The 17,895-nt window shown below is 45.3% G+C and carries 19 protein-coding genes and 1 riboswitch; of the genes, 10 read left to right on the forward strand and 9 right to left on the reverse strand.

The genetic code is table 11. The features are described 5' to 3' along the window. Positions 1 to 43: 43 nt before the first annotated feature. From BVG16_RS01850 to BVG16_RS01865, 4 genes are read left to right on the forward strand one after another with little or no spacing between them, the layout of a single operon-like run. The gene (locus BVG16_RS01850; RefSeq protein WP_078496830.1) at positions 44 to 1,447 is read left to right on the forward strand and encodes a CapA family protein; all 1,404 of its coding nucleotides are present in this window, start codon (positions 44 to 46) and stop codon (positions 1,445 to 1,447) included. 29 nt (positions 1,448 to 1,476) lie between these two features. Continuing rightward, positions 1,477 to 2,223, forward strand: a complete 747-nt coding sequence (locus BVG16_RS01855) for a glycerophosphodiester phosphodiesterase (RefSeq protein ID WP_078496831.1) — start codon at positions 1,477 to 1,479, stop codon at positions 2,221 to 2,223. 4 nt (positions 2,224 to 2,227) lie between these two features. Further along, positions 2,228 to 2,851: a fumarylacetoacetate hydrolase family protein gene (locus BVG16_RS01860; protein WP_078496832.1), complete on the forward strand. Its 624-nt coding sequence runs from the start codon at positions 2,228 to 2,230 to the stop codon at positions 2,849 to 2,851. A 54-nt stretch (positions 2,852 to 2,905) separates the two neighbouring features. After that, entirely contained in the window at positions 2,906 to 3,712 is an 807-nt protein-coding gene (locus BVG16_RS01865) for a DUF92 domain-containing protein (protein WP_078496833.1), read from the forward strand. Between the two features lie 50 nt (positions 3,713 to 3,762). Here the strand turns inward: BVG16_RS01865 and coaA are convergent, their stop codons facing one another. Beyond that, positions 3,763 to 4,683: a type I pantothenate kinase gene (coaA, locus tag BVG16_RS01870; protein ID WP_078496834.1), complete on the reverse strand. Its 921-nt coding sequence runs from the start codon at positions 4,681 to 4,683 to the stop codon at positions 3,763 to 3,765. Positions 4,684 to 4,911: 228 nt separating this feature from the next. After that, positions 4,912 to 5,011, forward strand: a riboswitch (purine riboswitch). Between the two features lie 63 nt (positions 5,012 to 5,074). Here coaA and BVG16_RS01875 point away from each other — a divergent pair. The 4 genes from BVG16_RS01875 to BVG16_RS01890 all read left to right on the forward strand — a co-directional run bounded on the left by BVG16_RS01875 (position 5,075) and on the right by BVG16_RS01890 (position 9,797). Beyond that, a complete protein-coding gene (locus BVG16_RS01875) occupies positions 5,075 to 6,502 on the forward strand; it encodes an NAD(P)/FAD-dependent oxidoreductase (protein WP_078496835.1) in 1,428 nt (475 codons plus the stop codon). Positions 6,503 to 6,758: 256 nt separating this feature from the next. Further along, complete coding sequence (locus BVG16_RS01880) at positions 6,759 to 7,097, forward strand: DUF1516 family protein (RefSeq protein WP_078496836.1); 339 nt, start codon at positions 6,759 to 6,761, stop codon at positions 7,095 to 7,097. Positions 7,098 to 7,109: 12 nt separating this feature from the next. Beyond that, positions 7,110 to 7,721 (forward strand): KinB-signaling pathway activation protein, encoded by a 612-nt coding sequence (locus BVG16_RS01885; protein ID WP_078496837.1) that lies wholly within the window; start codon positions 7,110 to 7,112, stop codon positions 7,719 to 7,721. Positions 7,722 to 7,853: 132 nt separating this feature from the next. Further along, positions 7,854 to 9,797, forward strand: coding sequence for an ABC-F family ATP-binding cassette domain-containing protein (locus BVG16_RS01890; RefSeq protein WP_078496838.1), 1,944 nt, complete (start codon positions 7,854 to 7,856; stop codon positions 9,795 to 9,797). Positions 9,798 to 9,826: 29 nt separating this feature from the next. On the opposite strand, the gene BVG16_RS01895 is transcribed toward BVG16_RS01890, so the two are convergent. The 6 genes from BVG16_RS01895 to BVG16_RS01920 all read right to left on the reverse strand — a co-directional run bounded on the left by BVG16_RS01895 (position 9,827) and on the right by BVG16_RS01920 (position 14,523). Further along, positions 9,827 to 10,606, reverse strand: a complete 780-nt coding sequence (locus BVG16_RS01895; protein WP_233146862.1) for a hypothetical protein — start codon at positions 10,604 to 10,606, stop codon at positions 9,827 to 9,829. A 36-nt stretch (positions 10,607 to 10,642) separates the two neighbouring features. Then, positions 10,643 to 11,686 (reverse strand): M42 family metallopeptidase, encoded by a 1,044-nt coding sequence (locus BVG16_RS01900; protein ID WP_078496840.1) that lies wholly within the window; start codon positions 11,684 to 11,686, stop codon positions 10,643 to 10,645. A gap of 3 nt (positions 11,687 to 11,689) precedes the next feature. Further along, positions 11,690 to 12,016, reverse strand: coding sequence for a LapA family protein (locus tag BVG16_RS01905; RefSeq protein WP_078496841.1), 327 nt, complete (start codon positions 12,014 to 12,016; stop codon positions 11,690 to 11,692). Positions 12,017 to 12,100: 84 nt separating this feature from the next. Next, a complete protein-coding gene (gene pepF, locus BVG16_RS01910; RefSeq protein WP_078496842.1) occupies positions 12,101 to 13,897 on the reverse strand; it encodes an oligoendopeptidase F in 1,797 nt (598 codons plus the stop codon). Positions 13,898 to 14,078: 181 nt separating this feature from the next. Continuing rightward, entirely contained in the window at positions 14,079 to 14,261 is a 183-nt protein-coding gene (locus BVG16_RS01915; protein ID WP_078496843.1) for a hypothetical protein, read from the reverse strand. A 28-nt stretch (positions 14,262 to 14,289) separates the two neighbouring features. Beyond that, a complete protein-coding gene (locus tag BVG16_RS01920; RefSeq protein ID WP_078496844.1) occupies positions 14,290 to 14,523 on the reverse strand; it encodes a hypothetical protein in 234 nt (77 codons plus the stop codon). A 197-nt stretch (positions 14,524 to 14,720) separates the two neighbouring features. Here BVG16_RS01920 and BVG16_RS01925 point away from each other — a divergent pair, with 197 nt between their 5' ends. Then, the gene (locus tag BVG16_RS01925; protein ID WP_078496845.1) at positions 14,721 to 15,425 is read left to right on the forward strand and encodes a class I SAM-dependent methyltransferase; all 705 of its coding nucleotides are present in this window, start codon (positions 14,721 to 14,723) and stop codon (positions 15,423 to 15,425) included. 69 nt (positions 15,426 to 15,494) lie between these two features. Then, complete coding sequence (locus BVG16_RS01930) at positions 15,495 to 15,692, forward strand: cold shock domain-containing protein (protein ID WP_018755821.1); 198 nt, start codon at positions 15,495 to 15,497, stop codon at positions 15,690 to 15,692. Positions 15,693 to 15,848: 156 nt separating this feature from the next. On the opposite strand, the gene BVG16_RS01935 is transcribed toward BVG16_RS01930, so the two are convergent. Further along, positions 15,849 to 16,496 carry a nitroreductase family protein gene (locus BVG16_RS01935; protein WP_078496846.1) on the reverse strand — a complete coding sequence of 216 codons (648 nt, stop codon included), beginning with the start codon at positions 16,494 to 16,496 and terminating at the stop codon, positions 15,849 to 15,851. Positions 16,497 to 16,579: 83 nt separating this feature from the next. Beyond that, positions 16,580 to 17,746: an MFS transporter gene (locus BVG16_RS01940; protein ID WP_078496847.1), complete on the reverse strand. Its 1,167-nt coding sequence runs from the start codon at positions 17,744 to 17,746 to the stop codon at positions 16,580 to 16,582. Positions 17,747 to 17,895: the final 149 nt, after the last annotated feature.

The raw sequence follows: 17,895 nt of genomic DNA on the forward strand, positions 1-17,895 counted from the left end.
TACATGGTACTTACCCTAAAAAATACCATTGTGAGGAGCAAGTATGTATATAACGCGAAGCGATGCCCATCGGGCCAAAAAAACAAGAAAAAAACGAAAAATACGCATGTTGCTGACTGTCAATCTAATTATGCTTGCCATCATTATTGGGCTTGGTGGACTCTATCTGGCTAATCAACGGAGCGAGAGTCCGCAAGAAGCCAATGCGGTTCAAGATACGAATGCGGGTACAGTTGCCAAGCCAGATGATTCACCCGAAGGGGATGGAGCGGATCAGACAGGTACGGAAGAGACCGTGGAGCCAGAAGATGCTGCTACCAATCATCCTGCGGAGGATACGGAGACAGGCACAACGTCCCCTGCGACGAATGAAGGAGCTGGGGCAAATAAGGAGCAGCCTTCATCGGATAAGAACGGGGACGGACAAGATCATCCCGCCGTCACTAAGAAACCGGTAACGGATAACAAGATCCAAGCGGTATTGCCCGAAGGAGACGGACTTTTATTTTCATTTGTCGGAGATATTCAAATGTCAGGTAAAGTGGATGAAATCATGCGGAAGAATGGTTATGATTTTCCTTTTCAGTATGCGAAGTCGCTTTTCCAGAAGGATGATTTGACGGTAGCCAATTTAGAGACACCGATTACCGTAGGTGGACTGGCCGAGACGGACAAACAATTCGTCTTTAAATCGTCACCTGACTCTGCCGCTGCGCTGCATAACGCAGGCATTGATGTCGTTACATTAGCCAATAACCATGTGTTAGATCAAGGGGTTAGCGGCTTAAAGGATACGATCCAACACTTGGATAGCGCGAATGTTCAACACGTGGGAGCAGGGAATAATGACGACGAAGCTTATACGATAAAATATGTGGAGCGCAAAGGAAAGCGTGTTGCCATCCTTGGGTTTTCCCGGGTTGTGCCAAAGGCAAGTTGGAAGGCGGGTCCGAAGAATGCTGGGGTAGCGGAAACCTATAATTCGACCAAGGCTGTGGCTCAAATTAAAGAAGCTCGCAAACAAGCCGATATTGTCATCGTTATGGTGCACTGGGGCATTGAAAAGGCAGAGACGCCGAATCAGATCCAGAAGCAGCTTGCACATGAATATGTGGATGCCGGTGCTGATTTGGTGATTGGCAGTCATCCTCACGTTCTGCAAGGGATGGAACAATATAAAGGAAAGTGGATTGCATATAGTCTAGGCAACTTTATCTTTACACGATCAACGAACCCGATGACATGGGAGACTGCGGTGCTTCAGGTTACCTATAATTCCGACGGTAGTTACGCATTGAAATTGATTCCTTATCATGCGAATCTCGGGCAAGCTGTCCCGATGGATGAAGCGAACGGCTCGAAGCTCCTGCAGCGAGTTTCAGGCTTATCGCAAAGCATGGGCGCAGGAATTCGCAATGACGGGCTTGTCGGTACGATAACTCGATGATTCGATGATTCGATAGGAGGGGATCACGCATGGGATGGAATGAAAATTATTGTGTTGCTCATCGCGGCTGGTCAGCCAAAGCGCCTGAGAATACGCTCGCTGCGATACGACTCGCAATGTCAGAACCCTATGTGCAATGGCTTGAAGTCGATGTTCAATTATCGAAGGACGGCGTACCCGTCATTATTCATGATTTTTCGTTGGAGCGTACAACCAATGGACGTGGACTCGTACGGGAGAAAACCTTCGCGGAGCTGAGAGAATTGGATGCGGGCTCTTGGTTCTCCAAGACATATGCCGGAGAGTCGATTCCTACGTTGGAAGAAGTATTGAATGCAACAGTAGGGCGCCTTCGGCTGAATATCGAGCTCAAAACCGTGGGAGACATGTATCCAGGCCTTGAAGAAAAGGTGATCGATCATGTGTACCGTTATACATTGCAGCATGATGTGTGCTTGACTTCCTTTGAGCCAAAGGTGGTTCAGCGGCTGAAGAAGTTAGCGCCTCAGCTTCGCGTAGGTCTGATCTATGAATCGCCAAGTGAAGATTATGTCGGCATTTGCCGGGCATTAGGGGCAGATTTCTTATCTCTTGATTATAAGTGGTTCAATCAACGGAATACGGCAGAATTGTATCATCACGGCATCGGTATGATGGCGTGGACATGTAATCATACGAAAGATATTATACATACGGCATCACTGCATCCAGATTTAATGATCTGTACCAATTATCCAGACCGATGGCGAGAAGCATTAGGAGAGGGGAAATCGTAATCATATGAACTCGAAAATTAGAAACGTATATTGTGTCGGGCGGAATTATCGTCTGCATGCAGCCGAAATGGGCAATGAAGTGCCGAAGGAGCCTATGATTTTCTTGAAGCCGACACATGCCGTTGTGGCGATGAATGGCGGCGGGATCGCCTTGCCGCACGATCAAGGCGAGGTACACTACGAAGCAGAACTCGTGATTCGCGTAGGTCGCGATTATACGCCAGGCATACATGTCGATGAATTAATTGATGTGATGTCGTTGGGATTGGATTTTACCTTGCGGGATGTACAGTCGGTGTGCAAACAAAAAGGACAACCCTGGACTCCAGCGAAGGGCTTCAAAAATTCAGCTCCGATGACGCCTTATGTAGCCTTTCCCGGCGCAGCCGCTTTGGCGGAACAGGATTTCTCGCTGCGAAAGAACGATGTGGAGGTCCAGCGGGGGAATGTAACAGAGATGATCTTTGATCTCCAGACGATTGTTGATTATATTGCTGAGCACTACGGTCTTGGCGAAGGCGACCTCATTTTCACGGGTACGCCGGCAGGTGTGGGCCGTGTGGAACAAGGCGACAGATTCGAGCTTGTGCTTGCTGAGCAGCGCCTCGATTATTGCGTGATTGACTAGAAAAAGAGTAGAAGAGCCTACTAACGTCTTCAATGAAGGAGAGTGGAGAGCATCATGGATTGGCTCATCGGGCTAGGTTGCAGTTCGGTGGTAGCGTATCTCGCTTATCGGAAGCAGTCGTTGTCACAATCCGGCATGTGGGCAGCCATTGTAATGGGGACGATTTTTTATGCTGCAGGGAGCCTTGTGTGGTACGGGACACTCCTTGCTTTTTTTGTATCCTCAACGGTGTTGTCCAAAGTGAAGAAGAAGGCGAAAGCCAAATATGAAGAAGCCTATGAGAAAACAGGGCGTCGGGATGCAGGACAGGTGATGGCCAATGGCGGCATTGGTATGGTGCTCTGTCTCCTGTATGCGATATGGCCGAATCCCATGCTATTCTGGGCATTTATGGGTGTCATGGCGACGGTCACCTCAGATACGTGGGCAACAGAGATTGGCAGCTTAAGCCGCAAGCAGCCACGTTCTGTCTTAACATGGAAGTCTATCCCTGCAGGAACTTCAGGTGGTGTCTCTGTGCTAGGAACGACTGCAGCTGTTGCAGGGGGACTGTTCATTGGCAGCGGAATCGTTGTTTTTGAATGGTTGAGCGGTACCGCTCTTGGGAGTGATGTCTTCGTATATCCTCTCGTCGGATTGATTGCGGGAACGGTAGGTGCCTTTACGGATTCGATCCTCGGAGCCACATGTCAAGTGATGTACCGATGCCCCCATTGCGGCAAAATTGTCGAACGGAAAGACCACTGCGGATTCCAGACCAAGCAAATTCGCGGTTTGCGCTGGATGAATAATGATGCCGTGAATTTCATCAGTTCCTGTGCAGGAGGGCTTGCTGCCATCCTTGTCGCGTTAGTGCTATAACGATGAGGGAAAATTTAAACCGCCTAAATGCTAGGCGGTTTTGTTGTTTTTTATTTGCGCAGATGAATGGACTGCACTTTATGCTGCGGCCCCTTCGCTAAGATCAATTTCGCACGCGCTTTGGTCGGTAGAATGTTATCAGTCAAATTGATCTGATTAATATCTTTCCAGATATTCTTAGCAAACGTAACCGCTTCGTCTTCTGTTAAATCAATATATCGATGGAAGTATGAGTCCGCATTCTGGAATGCTGTTCCCCGCAAAATAAGGAATCTCTCCAAATACCATTGCTCCAAATCGGTTTCAGTGGCGTCTACAAAAATCGAATAATCAAAAAAATCACTTACAAATACCGATGCCGCTCGGCTAACCTGTAATACATTAATTCCTTCAACGATAAGGATATCGGGCGTGCGAACTGTTTGTACCTCGTCTTGCACAATGTCATAGACCAGATGGGAATAGATCGGAGCCGTTACCTCAGGTACGCCTGCTTTGACATCGGATAAGAATTGAATGAGTTTTCGAATATCATAACTCTGCGGAAATCCCTTCTGATGCATCATGCCGCGATCCTGGAGAACCTGGTTCGGATATAAGAACCCATCTGTTGTTACAATATCTACAGTAGGATGATTATCGTATTCAGACAATAAAGTTTGAAGAAGTCTTGCCGTTGTGCTCTTCCCAGCTGCAACACTCCCGGCGATCCCGATAATATAGGGAACTTTCGCGGTCGGCTTCTTCAGAAATGCCCCTTCGCATTTTCGAAGCTGCTGTGCTGCCGTGACTTGGATATTCATGAATTCCGCGAGAGGAAGATAAACATCCGATAGCTCATCCATGGTGATTTGATCGTTGACTCCTTTTAATTGTTCAAATTGCTCGGGCGTGATCGATAGGATTCGTTGGTCGAATAATTGAGCCCAATCTTTACGTTCGATTGTAATATGAGAACTTCCATTGTACATAGATTAACCTCTTTATCGGTAGATTTTCTGTATACGTAATATCATAACAGACGAAGATGCATTTGAATATTCTGTGAAAATTCTGATAATTATCATTCGGAAAATAGCTTATATATCAAGGGTTACGGGGTTTTGTAATTTATTTTATTGGCAAAATCCGAACATTAATGAGATTTGACCATTGACACATTCGTTAACATTCGATAACATAGCAATGTCAGCGAGAATAAATATAAGATGAATGAGATTCGTATATCCTCGACAATATGGGTTGAGGGTTTCTACAAGGAGCCGTAAATTCCTGTCTACGAATGGGGCATTGCTATACCCCATTTGCGGACAGTTTTTTTGTTGTTATACAACCAAGACGAAGGTACATTAGGAGGATGAAATGAGTAATCAATATGATGTAATTGTTGTCGGTGCAGGACCTGCTGGGATTTTTACATGTTATGAACTTACGTTAAAAGCACCACAGCTTCGCGTGCTGTTGATCGATAAAGGCCATGATATTTACCGCCGCCGTTGTCCCATTCTGGAGGAGAAGATTCAATTGTGCCCACCGGCTGCAGGGAAAAAGGATTTTGCAGGATGCTTGCCAGCTTGTTCGATTACAAGTGGATTCGGCGGGGCTGGCGCTTATAGCGATGGGAAATTTAATGTGACGACAGAGTTCGGCGGTTGGATGACGGATTACCTCAGTCCTTCTAAAGTATTGGATTTAATCAAATATGTGGATCATATCAATTTGGAGCATGGTGCTACAGAGAGCATTACGGACCCAACGACGGACGTCATTCGTCAAATCGAGCAGCGTGGATACGCGGCAGGGCTTAAATTGCTCCGCGCACAAGTGAGACATCTCGGGACAGAACAGAACCTTGAGATTTTGAAAGCCATTTTCGAATATTTAAAAGATCGTGTCGACATGCAGTTCAAGACAGAAGTAGATGATATCCTGACGGATAAAGAGACTCAACAGGTTCGTGGTGTCGTCTTGAAGAACGGTACAGAGTATAAAGCGGATTCCGTGGTTATTGTCCCAGGCCGGGACGGATCTGCTTGGTTAACGGAAATATTGAAGAAGCGCAAGCTGAAGATGTTCAATAACCAAGTGGATGTCGGTGTTCGCGTGGAAACTTCAGACGTTGTGATGCGAGAAATCAATGAACATCTCTATGAAGGGAAATTTATTTACAATACATCGGTAGGTACACGCGTGAGAACATTCTGCTCGAATCCGTCAGGTCACGTGGTGGTTGAGAACCATAGTGGTGTCATGGCAGCGAATGGCCACTCTTATAAGGATCCGGCGCTCGGATCCATGAATACGAACTTCGCGCTTCTCGTATCGCATCGATTTACAGAACCGTTCGATAAACCGAACGAGTATGCGCGTGAAATCTGTAAACGAGCCAATGACCTTTCGAACGGTGGGGTTATCGTCCAGAAGTATGGCGATATTCTTCGCGGTAGACGTTCCACAGAGAATCGGATCCGTGAAGGCTTCCTGGAGCCAACCTTAAAAGAAGCGGTTCCAGGCGATTTAGGCTTGGTGCTGCCGTACAATACGATGAAGAGCTTAGTGGAGATGGTGCAAGCCTTGGATCACATCACACCGGGTCTAGCTTCCGAACACACGCTGTTCTACGGGGTTGAGGCGAAATTCTACTCTGCGCGTCCGAAACTGTCGGAGTCCTTCGAGACGGAGATTCCAGGTCTGTACTGCGGCGGAGATGGAGCAGGGATTACACGCGGCTTGGCACAAGCAGGTGCAGCGGGCGTCTGGATTGCAAGAAATATTATTGGGCAAGCATAAGCCGAAAGCGATATAAAAGAGGGGGCGTTCATTTTTAAGAAATGGACGCCTTTTTTGTTGCCAAGCCACCGCGTCTATGACATATATCTCAGTTTGGAGGGGATGGTTTCCGAAAATCGCCGTTCCTTTGTGAACAAAATCGCTCATTTTCACATTATGAATTGCTTTTCATCAGAATCGAACGTACAATTTAGTTGATGTGGCAAACTATACATAATTTTTCATTTCAACTGAATATGAAACGGGAGGATTTGTTATGAACTTTAACATGTTGTATCAATCCCATGCGGGGTCATGGGCAATTCTTATTCTTCTATTTGTAGCAAGCGTGATTTTTAAACGTCAGAAAGTAACACCAATGATCACACGTCTTTTCTACTTAATTATGCTCGGATCTGGGATTGGGATGCTCATCGAGTGGAATTTCCCGCTCATGTACGTGATCAAAGGGATCTTAGCCGTCTTCATGATCGGTATGATGGAAATGATCATGGGCCGCGTGCGTCGGAACCAGCCAACAGGCATGTTCTGGATTATCTTCGTTATTTTGTTGGCGCTCATCGTATGTATGGGATACGGCGTCATCAAGTTCTAAGGAGATACGCAAATGCTGAAGAGAATGTTCTATTTGTGCTGGACGACGACCTTAATCGGTGTTGTGACGGGCATTGCCACGTGGGCTGTACTACGGTTCTTGGACCCAGGGTTTATATTTATTGATGACAAGTTTAGCAAATACGAATTATCTTCCCTTCTCTTAGGCATTTTCTCCATTGCGTTCACAAGTATTATCGGGTTTATTGCGTTTTTGTTCGGACGCTTCTATATTCTTGGGATCTTGCGCAATCGAGTCAACGTATGGACGGGAGTTCAGATTTTCTTTATCGCTTTAACGCTATTTGATTTATTTTTTGTTCGGTTCAAGAAGTTCGCAGGAGAGGGCGATCGAGCGCTTGGATATCTGGGCCTTCCGCTCTTGATCCTGGTCGTGGGCATTGCGATTACCTTATGGAAAGTGAAGCTCACGAATCGACATGCGATCGTGCCGACGTTGTTCTTTATGATTGTGATTACGGTGTTAGAGTTACTGCCTTCCCTGTCGGTCAATAGGATGGAGTACATTCTGTACATGCTGATTCCGCTTGTGGTGTGCAACGCATGGCAAATTCTAACCCTACATAAGCTCGTTGGGCCGCAGAACCGCGCGGTACAAGGATAACTGTTCCAGTTTAGTCTCGATCAGGTGGATAACACTTGATCGAGGCTTTTTGTATAGAAGCGAGTTTTCTCAAGTGATTGAATCTATGGTAAAATACGAAGGTAAAGAATACGAGCGAAGTAGGGACGAGGCATGAATTTACTAACGATTGAAAATATATCGAAAAGCTACGGGGAAAAGATTTTGTTCAAGGACGTGTCCTTTGGTATTTCCGAGGGAGAGAAAATTGGGATTATTGGTGTGAATGGAACGGGGAAATCAACCTTTCTACGAGTCATTGCTGGGATGGAACCGCCGGATGAGGGGCAGGTTTCGATGGGAAATCGAGTGCGGATTCAATACTTAGCTCAGAACCCGCCTTATGATGCCAATGCAACGGTATTAGAACAGGTATTCCGCGGCGAATCTCCAGAAATGCAGACCGTTCGCGCTTATACGGAGACGATGCAGTGGATGGAAATGAACCCTTCCGACGAGAAGCTGCAAGCCAAGTTGATTCATTGGAGCCATGAGATGGATCGTCTGAATGTGTGGCAGCTGGAGAGTGAAGCCAAGACCGTCTTGTCCAAACTAGGCATTACACAATTTGAAGCGAAAGTAGGCACTTTGTCTGGAGGGCAGCGGAAACGGGTGGCGATGGCTGCTGCACTGATTCAACCTTCTGACTTATTAATTCTGGATGAGCCGACGAACCATATTGATAATGCCTCCGTGATCTGGCTGGAGCAATATCTTCAGAAGCGCAGAGGCGCATTGTTGATGATTACGCATGATCGCTATTTCTTGGATCGCGTCGCAAATCGCATGCTGGAATTGGATCATGGAAGAATGTTCAGCTATGAAGCGAATTATTCGCGTTTCTTGGAACTGAAGGCCGATCGTGAAGAACGGGAGCACGCTTCCGAACAGAAGCGTCAAAATTTGCTGCGGAATGAGCTGGCGTGGATTCGCCGAGGTGCCAAGGCTCGGACAACCAAGCAGAAGGCAAGAATCGATCGCTTCGATAAACTGCAAGAGCAGGATGGACCTTACCGGAATGACAATGTCGATGTATCGGTTGCTTCAACGCGATTAGGGAAAAAAATTCTAGAAATCGAACATTTGTCGAAGCAAATAGAAGGTAAGCAGCTGATTCAGGATTTCGATTACATTGCCGTACGTGATGATCGTGTTGGAATTATTGGCCCGAACGGCAGCGGGAAATCTACGTTATTGAATATGATTGCCGGTCGGATTGAACCGGATGGCGGAAGTATTGAGATGGGGCCTACTGTGAAGTTAGGTTACTTCTCCCAAGAACATAAAGATATGGATGAAAATTTACGCGTGATTGAACTCATCAAAGAAGTAGCTGAGGTTGTGCATACGGCTGACGGCAGCGCGATTACCGCGACACAGATGCTAGAGCGGTTCTTGTTCACGCCTACGATGCAGTGGACACCGATTGCCAAGCTGTCCGGCGGTGAGAAACGCAGATTGTATTTATTAAGCGTGTTGATGAGCGCGCCGAACGTATTGCTGCTCGATGAGCCGACGAATGATCTGGATATTCAGACATTGTCTGTATTAGAGGACTATTTAGACGAGTTCGCTGGCGTTGTCTTTGTCGTCTCGCATGATCGCTTCTTCTTGGATCGAACCGTTGATAAGATCATTGCCTTCGAAGGCGAAGGTGAAATTCGCCATCATGTCGGTAATTTTTCAGAATATGAAGAATACATGATGAAGTATGGATCGAAGACCGGAAATGGAGCAAACGCATCAACGCAAGCATCATCGACCACATCAGGAGATGGGCTCGAATCGGGTGAGCCTCGACGTGAGAAGCAAGAGCGATTGAAGTTCAGTTATAAAGAACAGAAGGAATTCGATGAAATTGATAGCGTCATTGAGCAGACAGAACAGAAGATTGCGTTGGTAGCGAAGCAGATGGAAGAAGCATTCAGTGACTCCGCAAGATTACAAGAACTGCTCGTCGAACAAGCGGATCTAGAAGCGAAGTTAGAGCATTTGATGGAACGTTGGACCTATCTGAATGAATTAGCCGATAAAATAGCGCAGAGCAAGTCATCATGACTTGCTCTTTTGCATGTTAAGAGGTGAGATTATTTCAATGCAATCATCTGAACGACTTTGCGATGGTCTCCTGGAAGAGAAATTCTCTTCGTATATAATTGGGAAGAGCCATCCCCATCTAAGAAGATGCCTTCTTTAAAGTGATCCGTTGCGATCTGCTCTTGAATGGCAGCGCGGAACTGACTGGCCGTGCACAAGGTGGGGGAGACGATCATGAAGATGCGATTCATATCGTCATAGACAAGTCCGGATCGCATTCGATTTTCATCTTTTGCAGGAAGGGCTTGGTAATAGGCAAGCAGTCCCCAAATGTTGTCATCCGCTAAATTCATGCTGATGCCGCCTTGCGCCCAGTAATTATCGCGATCAAAGATATCCAGTTCATCAACCGATTTGACCGACTGAACTGAAAATTCCTTTTGTGTGCCATCCCATACGAGTGTACCACGATTATATTTGGCATTGAACCATCCTGAGCCATATTTGCGAGGTGTGCCCATGACGGGGACATGATTCTGAACTGCGATCGATAATGCATCTTGATTGTAGAAGAAACCGCCGTTTATCCCGGTTTTTTTGGTATCTACAACATTCTCATTAATGGCAAGAAGCTGTATCTGATCCGGTGTGGATTCGAGAATATGTAATTGCACACCATTCGTCGCAATGGCTTCGCGGTAGTTGTATTTGGCTTTGGAGTGTAAGGCGAAATAGACATTGATCGTTACAAGAATAGCAAGCGCAAGCACAAGAACTCGAATCTTCATCTGCGTATTCCATGTAGGTCGTCGAATGAGAAATTTCATCATTACCCCCGCTAATTCCGAATTGGAATACTAGATCATTTAGTCTTTCATAGTAACATAAGCAGCCAGTAATCTCGCCGTATTCATGACAGCTTGAATGTGTGTGCGTTCCATACCATGAGAGGCATGGACACCTGGACCGATCAACGCTGCCTTGATATTGTTGCCACCCCGGAGCGCTGCGGATGCATCAGAGCCATAATACGGATAAATATCTACGACATGCTGTAGGTTATCCCGTTCTGCAAGTTCGATGAATTTGCTCACCATGCCGTAATCATAAGGGCCAGAGGAATCCTTCGCACAGATGGATACGTCAAGCTCTGTACAAGCAAGATCATCTCCCATGGCACCCATATCTACAGCAATCAGCTCATCGATTTCCGGTGGAATATAAGAGCCGCCATGTCCAATTTCTTCGTAATTGGTAATGATTAGCTTCAAATTATGTACAGGTGTCCAGCGATCGCGATGGATGGATTCCAGAATTCCGAACAAGGCTGCGACGCTGGCTTTATCATCCAGATGACGAGATTTGATATATCCGTTATCAAGAACAACCGCACGAGGATCAAAGGAAATAAAGTCACCAGTACGAATGCCTAACTTCTGGACATCTTCTTTGGAACGAACATTCTCATCAATTCGAATCTCCATATTGGCTTCATCCCGCTTGAAGTCACGTGCATCGGAATACACATGTACCGAGGGATGCGTGGTGAGAATCGTTCCGCTATACAGGCGGCCATCGCGTGTATGTATGGTACAGTATTCATTTTCAATCGCATTCATCATGTAACCGCCGACAGGGGTGATTCGTAAGGTTCCAGAGGCATGAATAGAACGAACCATGGCACCGAGCGTGTCCACATGAGCGGTTAAGCCTATCGTGCGAGATGGATCATTCCCGGGTACGGAGATGATGCCGCAGCCCTTGTGCGTAAGTTCGAAATGAAATCCAAGCGCATCGGCTTCTGCTTCAATACGCTTCATAATCTGATGCGTGTATCCGGTCGGGCTCGGGATATTCAAGATTTCTTCAAGAAAGTCCAGTACGTAATCTTGGTCAAAAGGTATCTTCATGATTTATATCTCCTTATGTTGGGTAGAGTCTTGCTGAGCTTGTTCGGTGGTATTGGCTTCAGGGAATACATACCCCGTTGCGTCCTGAACTTGCTTCAATTGCGCTTGAGCAAGCTTTAGTTTGCGTTGTAAGCGGTATTGAAGGTAAATGCCATAAGAACCTACAATCAGGCCCCCAAGCAGCGTAGAACCTAAAATAAGCAGGATAAGAGGGACGTTCACGACTCCGAATATTAAATTGACTTCGACTGCATTGACGTTAATGACAGCAAAAATGGCTGTAATTAATGCGAATACGAGTCCCAAAATTAACGACCATTGTATTTTCATCATATTCCTCCAATGTATTTATCACATGTTGATTCTCATACACAGTATAAAATCCCTTGCCATGTTACGGCAAGGGATTTATTGTCATTTGCTTGTCAGTTGTTCCATATCTTCGATTAATTTCTTGAAGACATCCATCGCTTCTCTTATTGGCTGCGGAGAGGACATATCAACTCCAGCTTTTTTCAAGATGTTAATGGAGTAATCGCTGCCCCCGCTCTTTAGGAAGCCAAGGTAGCGATCCACGGCAGGTGCTCCTTCTTCAAGGATTTGCTTCGAGAAGCTCGTCGCTGCCGAGAAGCCGGTTGCATATTTGTAGACATAGAAGCTGGTATAGAAGTGAGGAATACGTGCCCATTCCATCTCAATTTCTTTATCGATGACCATATCTTTTCCATAATATTGAACGTTCAGATCATAATAAATTTTGGATAACTCTTGTGGCGTAAGAGCGTCACCTTGCTCAGCGCGTTCATGAATGATTTTCTCGAATTCAGCGAACATGGTCTGACGGAATACGGTCGTCCGGAACTGATCTGCATAATACGTTAACAGATACATTTTCATCTTCGGATCGTTTTCGGCTTTCTTCAGCATGTAATTCATGAGTAAAGCTTCATTCAGCGTGGAAGCCACTTCCGCCAAGAAGATCGTATATTGCGCATCACGATATTCCAAGTTCGTATCTGAGTAAAAGGAGTGAAGTGCGTGCCCCATTTCGTGCGCTAAGGTGAACATGCTATTCAAGTTTTCTTTATGGTTCAACAAGACGTAAGGGTGTGTTCCATAAGCGCCCCAGCTGTAAGCACCGCTGCGTTTTCCTTCATTCTCATGGACATCAATCCAGCCGTCATCGAATCCATTCTTCAAGTTGTTGAGATAGTCATCACCCAAAGGATGCAAGCTTTCTAAGACCATTTTTTTGGCTTCATCGTACGTGATGTCCATTTTGAACTCATCTACGAGCGGCGCGAAAAGATCATACATATGCAGCTCATCCACTTTTAACAGCTTCTTGCGCAAGTTCATGTATCGATGCATTAAAGGCAAATGCTCATGAATGGTATCGATGAGATTCGAATAGACTTCTTTCGGGATGTTATCGCCATACAGGGACATTTCTAATACAGAAGGATATTTGCGTGCGCGCGCATAAAAGATATTTTTCGTAACGTTAGCGCTTAACGTGGCAGCAATCGTATTCTTCTGTTTCCCATAGGTCTCATAGACTGCTTTAAAAGCATTTCGGCGAACCTCAGCATTATCGCTCTCAAGGAAGGTGATATAACTGCCATGTGTCAGCTCGCGTTCTACGCCTTTCTCGTCTTTAACTTTCGGGAACTTCATATCAGCGTTGTTAATCATACCGTAGATCGTATTCGGAGCTTGTGAAATGTTGCCTACTTGGGCGAGAAGAGCTTCTTCCGCCTTAGATAGCACATGCGCCTTTTCTCGTTTCATTTCCGTCAACGTGAACTTATATTTGCTAAGCTCAGGGTCGTTAATGAATTGATCCAATTGCGCATCCGAAAGTGATAATATTTCCGGGGTAATAAATGACAATGTTTCGTTCACATCGACGCTTAATTTTTTGGATTTCTCGGATAAAGCTTGATATGTAGGTTCAGCAGTATCTTCATGATGGCGCATATTCGCGTATACATAAAGGCGTTCGGTATGTAGAGAAATCTCATCTTCTAAGGAAAAACATGCTTTCACGGAAGCAGCATCCGTTAACTTCCCATGGTAGGCCGAGACTTTGCCTAATTGATCTTTTACAGTCTGGTATTCTTGATCCCATGCTTGCTGCGAAGCGAATAAATCTTCTAACTTCCATTGTTGATCTTTGGGTACATCTTGACGTTTCACGACATCACTCATTGGAATCCTCCTCGGTTTAAAAGAGTTGACTTGCGCGGCCGGATGACTGACCGCAACTGGAATAACGGCTTGCTGTAAAAGACATGTAATAAATAAAAGACAAATTCGTCGTTTCACAAGATCCCTCCTGCGGCGCAAAATTTGTCAATAGTATGACCCGGTTGTCAGTGGATTATCAGTTTTAGGTGGTGCCAAGATGAAATGAACTGTACACGATCAGGAAAAAAGCAAAAGCAACCAATAGAATGGTTATAATGGCCATAGCACGTCGCATGGATGAAGGGATCGAGTCTTTCTTCATAATGAGGATCGCACCGAGCGAAAAGGCTAAAACAATAAAAATAAGAATCGTTGTTGTATCCATGATATCACCTCGTCTAAGCTGCTGCTGACTAGACTTGTTTGAAAGCTGTCATTAGCTCATGCCATTCTTCCAAGTTATCTGTGTATTCCGATTTCGGAAAGCGATTATTTACCCAGTTCATCAGCGCGGGTCTGCTTAAGAAGGTGTGACATTCTTCTCCCCATTGATCGGAAATTTCACGAAGGACGATATATTTGCCTTGAACTTCGACGGTAATCATATTCCATTTGTCTTTTTTGTATATTACATGTTTTTTTATCATAAAAAAGCTCCGTTCTTTAGATGGGTTCTTGTTACTTGTTTTGTGTAAAATGATAACGTACAGCGCGTTATAAAGCAAATGTAAAGTCACAAAAACGTCTTGTAAAGCATGCGCGTACGTGATAATTTTAATAAAGGAATATTATCCCAAACGATTGAGCTGAGATGAGTCGAGTAGAGTTGAGGAGAGTGGAGTTCATGAGTCAATTAGAAGCCTACGAGCAATTGGGCATAGCGATGACATGTCGTTCGTACGAAGAGTATCTACGAATGTTCGCGCTAACAGAGGATGATTTATCGAAAGGGTCAACGCTGGATGTTGCTGGAGGAGGATCGTCCTTTACGGCAGAAGCAGATGCGAGAGGGTACACGGCCATCGCGGCGGATCCCTTGTTCTCCAAGGACACCGATTTCTTAACGCAACATGTTTACGATGAGATTGAGTTGTCTACGGGCAAGATCACGAAGCTTCAAGAAAACTATGACTGGTCGTTCTATGGATCGCCAGATCTGCATAGAGTGAGAAGACTTCGTTCGGCAGAACAATTTATTCAGCATTATAAGACATCTCCTGCCTCCTATGTCGGAGCGCAATTACCTGAGCTGCCATTTGCGAATGATACGTTTCATCACGTGTTATGCAGTCATTTTTTATTTTTATACGCAGATCAATTCGATCATGCATTTCATCTTCATGCCGTCCGCGAGCTGATTCGTGTATGCAAGGTCGGGGGGCGTGTGTTGATATATCCCTTAAAATCATTACGTTGGGTTCCTTATCCGACGCTGGATGAATTGCTCCAGCATATCACAGAGGAGGGTCATCGAGTAAGCTTCCGGCTTAGTCAATTGCCCTTTATTCCTGGCTCGTTCGAGATGCTGTGTATCGAAAAGATGGATTGAACAATTTTATGAATTCGTATATAATGTAAATAATCGCCAATGATGGTGACATATTAGGAGGTTGTTCATTTGAAAGGAACAGTAAAATGGTTTAATGCAGAAAAAGGCTACGGTTTTATTCAAGTTGAAGGCGGCGACGATGTATTCGTTCACTTCTCCGCAATTCAAGGCGAAGGCTTCAAAACTTTAGAAGAAGGCCAATCGGTTGAGTTCGAAATTACGCAAGGCAACCGCGGACCTCAAGCTGCTAGCGTCACGAAATTATAATTTCATTGTAATTATACATGGTGCCATGCACATTAATGATGCAGATTTCAGTCTAGACTGAAATCTGCTTTTTTTGTGTGGAAACCCCATATAAAAACCCCTGTAAACGCAATAATGAAATGCGCTGCAGGGGCTTCTTGAAGTAAGTAAATCTTATTATTCAATAATTTTTAGAATTTCGCTAACGTCTTTGCGAGGTAATTGCTTCGGTTGATCTGCCGGGTGACCCAGGGCGATGACCATATTGATTTGACGATCTGCCGGAATCTCAAGCAGTGACTTGAGTTGATGTTCAGCCAATAGAACTGGACCGGTCATCGGACAAGTTGCAAGTCCCTTTGCATGTGCTGCGAGCATCAGGTTCTGCGTCGCTAGGCAGCTGCTTTTAATGCCTTCTTCGGCCCATACCGCGTCAGGAGCCAATTGAATGGGATCGAAGATCTTTTCGCGAAATTTCGAGTTATACGGTGTAGCAAGGCAGACGATAAGTGCGGGAGCATTCGAGAAAGCCGTTGCATAAGGGCCGAATGATTTCACCAGTAGGCGTGCTTCCCGAGATAATCCTTTCTCTTCGGATTGAGCAGCGAATTGATGCAATTGATCCCACGTGATTTGCTCGATCTGTTGAATGAGATCTTTATTCGTGATGACGATAAACTCCCATGTTTGCGAATTGGTATCGCTTGGTGCATAACGCGCGCAATCAATTAAATCTTCGATATCTGAGATCGTAACGGCTTGATCGGTGTAATTGCGGACGCTTCGACGCCCGTGAATAATCGCTTTTAGTTGTTCGAAATCCATGAGTTCCCCGCCTTTATTACTTGGTCCTAAATCCTTTACTCATTATAGCTTTACTATTGGAAAATGCAAGATATTTTGCTGGATCATGCGTTCTTGGAGACGAGATGCCGCGTCATAAATCCAATCGATCCGATGAAGGCAAGCGCCATCGCCATCATGTAGAAAACCTCTTTGTTGATGTCGAGCAGGCTGCCGCCCAGCGTACCGCTGATAAGTCCCGCGATGCTTGACCAGACGATGGTAAAGAGGGCAAGTCCTGTGGCCCGATATTCTTCCGGGATAATTTGCGTAACATAACGTATCGCTGTAAAGTAGTAAATCCCGAATGAAACACTGTGCATGGCTTGAATCGCGATAACCCACGTTGGATCAGTGACAAGGCTCATGAGCAAAAAACGAATGCCGTACATAAAGCTGGCAATCGCCAGTAATGGCAATTCTTTGAGATTCGATCCATAGCGGCTTAATAAGAAAAACACTGGCATTTCGCTAATGGATGAAGCTGCGAGCGCCCAGCCCACCGTATTTTCGTTGGCACCCATTTGACGAAGAACCGGGGAGAGAAAAGCATCATTGAATCGATGAGCAACCGCCACGAACAACACAAAGATAAAAAACCAAATGACTTCCCGTTTCTTGAGCACTTCGAGCAGCCCGCCGAATTCCATTTTTTTCACAGAACCTGATTTATCGGTTAAGAATAGCGCGATGATCATGGCCATTCCAGTCAGGATAAGACACACCCATAACGTAATGTGCGCACCGTTCTGCTTCAGGATAAATCCGATGACAAGCGAAGAGACCGCGAAGCCAAGGGATCCGAAGATGCGGACGGTCATGAAGTTCTTGCCACGCTCCTGCATCGTCATAATCGCTAATGTATCGGCGAGAGGGTTTAAGGGAAAATAAAAGAAATTAAATAGAATCATCATGACGCAGATTACCGCAAAGGACGTTGTCTGTGTTAATAGCAGGGTCATAATCAACTGACCGATGAGAAGGATAAGCAGTACTTTCTTAATGGTTCGATACTTATCACTGATGATCCCCCATAATAAATTGGAAAAGATCGATACCAGGGGTCCGATCGAATAAATGAAACCGATTTGTACATTTGAAAATCCAATTACGCTAAAATAGAGTGGAAAGAATCCCGCAACCAGAGAGATAATGGTATACAAGGAGAACACATACATACGGAGTATGTTATAGTCCTGCACACGGATTGCAGTTTTTTTGCTGAATAGCATGTGAGAAGGCTCCAATCTGTGAAAAATGATGATATGATATCGAGTTAGACCTAAGTATAGCACTTCTTGGCGGGTTCGAGACATCGAACTTCCATTGTGCAGAATATTATAGTTTTCTCGTGATGGCAATGGTACATTATCGAAAAAAT

Origin of the sequence: Paenibacillus selenitireducens, from assembly GCF_002021565.1 — a bacterium.
GTDB classification, from domain to species: domain Bacteria; phylum Bacillota; class Bacilli; order Paenibacillales; family Paenibacillaceae; genus Paenibacillus_K; species Paenibacillus_K selenitireducens.

What these genes read in the sequence shown, in the direction of transcription:
- BVG16_RS01880 (WP_078496836.1), top strand. Translation starts at nt 6,759, where the DNA reads ATGAACTTTAACATGTTGTATCAATCCCATGCGGGGTCATGGGCAATT.
- BVG16_RS01865 (WP_078496833.1), top strand. Translation starts at nt 2,906, where the DNA reads ATGGATTGGCTCATCGGGCTAGGTTGCAGTTCGGTGGTAGCGTATCTC.
- BVG16_RS01850 (WP_078496830.1), top strand. Translation starts at nt 44, where the DNA reads ATGTATATAACGCGAAGCGATGCCCATCGGGCCAAAAAAACAAGAAAA.
- BVG16_RS01900 (WP_078496840.1), bottom strand. Translation starts at nt 11,686, where the DNA reads ATGAAGATACCTTTTGACCAAGATTACGTACTGGACTTTCTTGAAGAA.
- BVG16_RS01935 (WP_078496846.1), bottom strand. Translation starts at nt 16,496, where the DNA reads ATGGATTTCGAACAACTAAAAGCGATTATTCACGGGCGTCGAAGCGTC.
- pepF (WP_078496842.1), bottom strand. Translation starts at nt 13,897, where the DNA reads ATGAGTGATGTCGTGAAACGTCAAGATGTACCCAAAGATCAACAATGG.
- coaA (WP_078496834.1), bottom strand. Translation starts at nt 4,683, where the DNA reads ATGTACAATGGAAGTTCTCATATTACAATCGAACGTAAAGATTGGGCT.
- BVG16_RS01940 (WP_078496847.1), bottom strand. Translation starts at nt 17,746, where the DNA reads ATGCTATTCAGCAAAAAAACTGCAATCCGTGTGCAGGACTATAACATA.
- BVG16_RS01885 (WP_078496837.1), top strand. Translation starts at nt 7,110, where the DNA reads ATGCTGAAGAGAATGTTCTATTTGTGCTGGACGACGACCTTAATCGGT.
- BVG16_RS01875 (WP_078496835.1), top strand. Translation starts at nt 5,075, where the DNA reads ATGAGTAATCAATATGATGTAATTGTTGTCGGTGCAGGACCTGCTGGG.
- BVG16_RS01895 (WP_233146862.1), bottom strand. Translation starts at nt 10,606, where the DNA reads ATGATGAAATTTCTCATTCGACGACCTACATGGAATACGCAGATGAAG.
- BVG16_RS01925 (WP_078496845.1), top strand. Translation starts at nt 14,721, where the DNA reads ATGAGTCAATTAGAAGCCTACGAGCAATTGGGCATAGCGATGACATGT.
- BVG16_RS01890 (WP_078496838.1), top strand. Translation starts at nt 7,854, where the DNA reads ATGAATTTACTAACGATTGAAAATATATCGAAAAGCTACGGGGAAAAG.
- BVG16_RS01860 (WP_078496832.1), top strand. Translation starts at nt 2,228, where the DNA reads ATGAACTCGAAAATTAGAAACGTATATTGTGTCGGGCGGAATTATCGT.
- BVG16_RS01905 (WP_078496841.1), bottom strand. Translation starts at nt 12,016, where the DNA reads ATGAAAATACAATGGTCGTTAATTTTGGGACTCGTATTCGCATTAATT.
- BVG16_RS01915 (WP_078496843.1), bottom strand. Translation starts at nt 14,261, where the DNA reads ATGGATACAACAACGATTCTTATTTTTATTGTTTTAGCCTTTTCGCTC.
- BVG16_RS01920 (WP_078496844.1), bottom strand. Translation starts at nt 14,523, where the DNA reads ATGATAAAAAAACATGTAATATACAAAAAAGACAAATGGAATATGATT.
- BVG16_RS01855 (WP_078496831.1), top strand. Translation starts at nt 1,477, where the DNA reads ATGGGATGGAATGAAAATTATTGTGTTGCTCATCGCGGCTGGTCAGCC.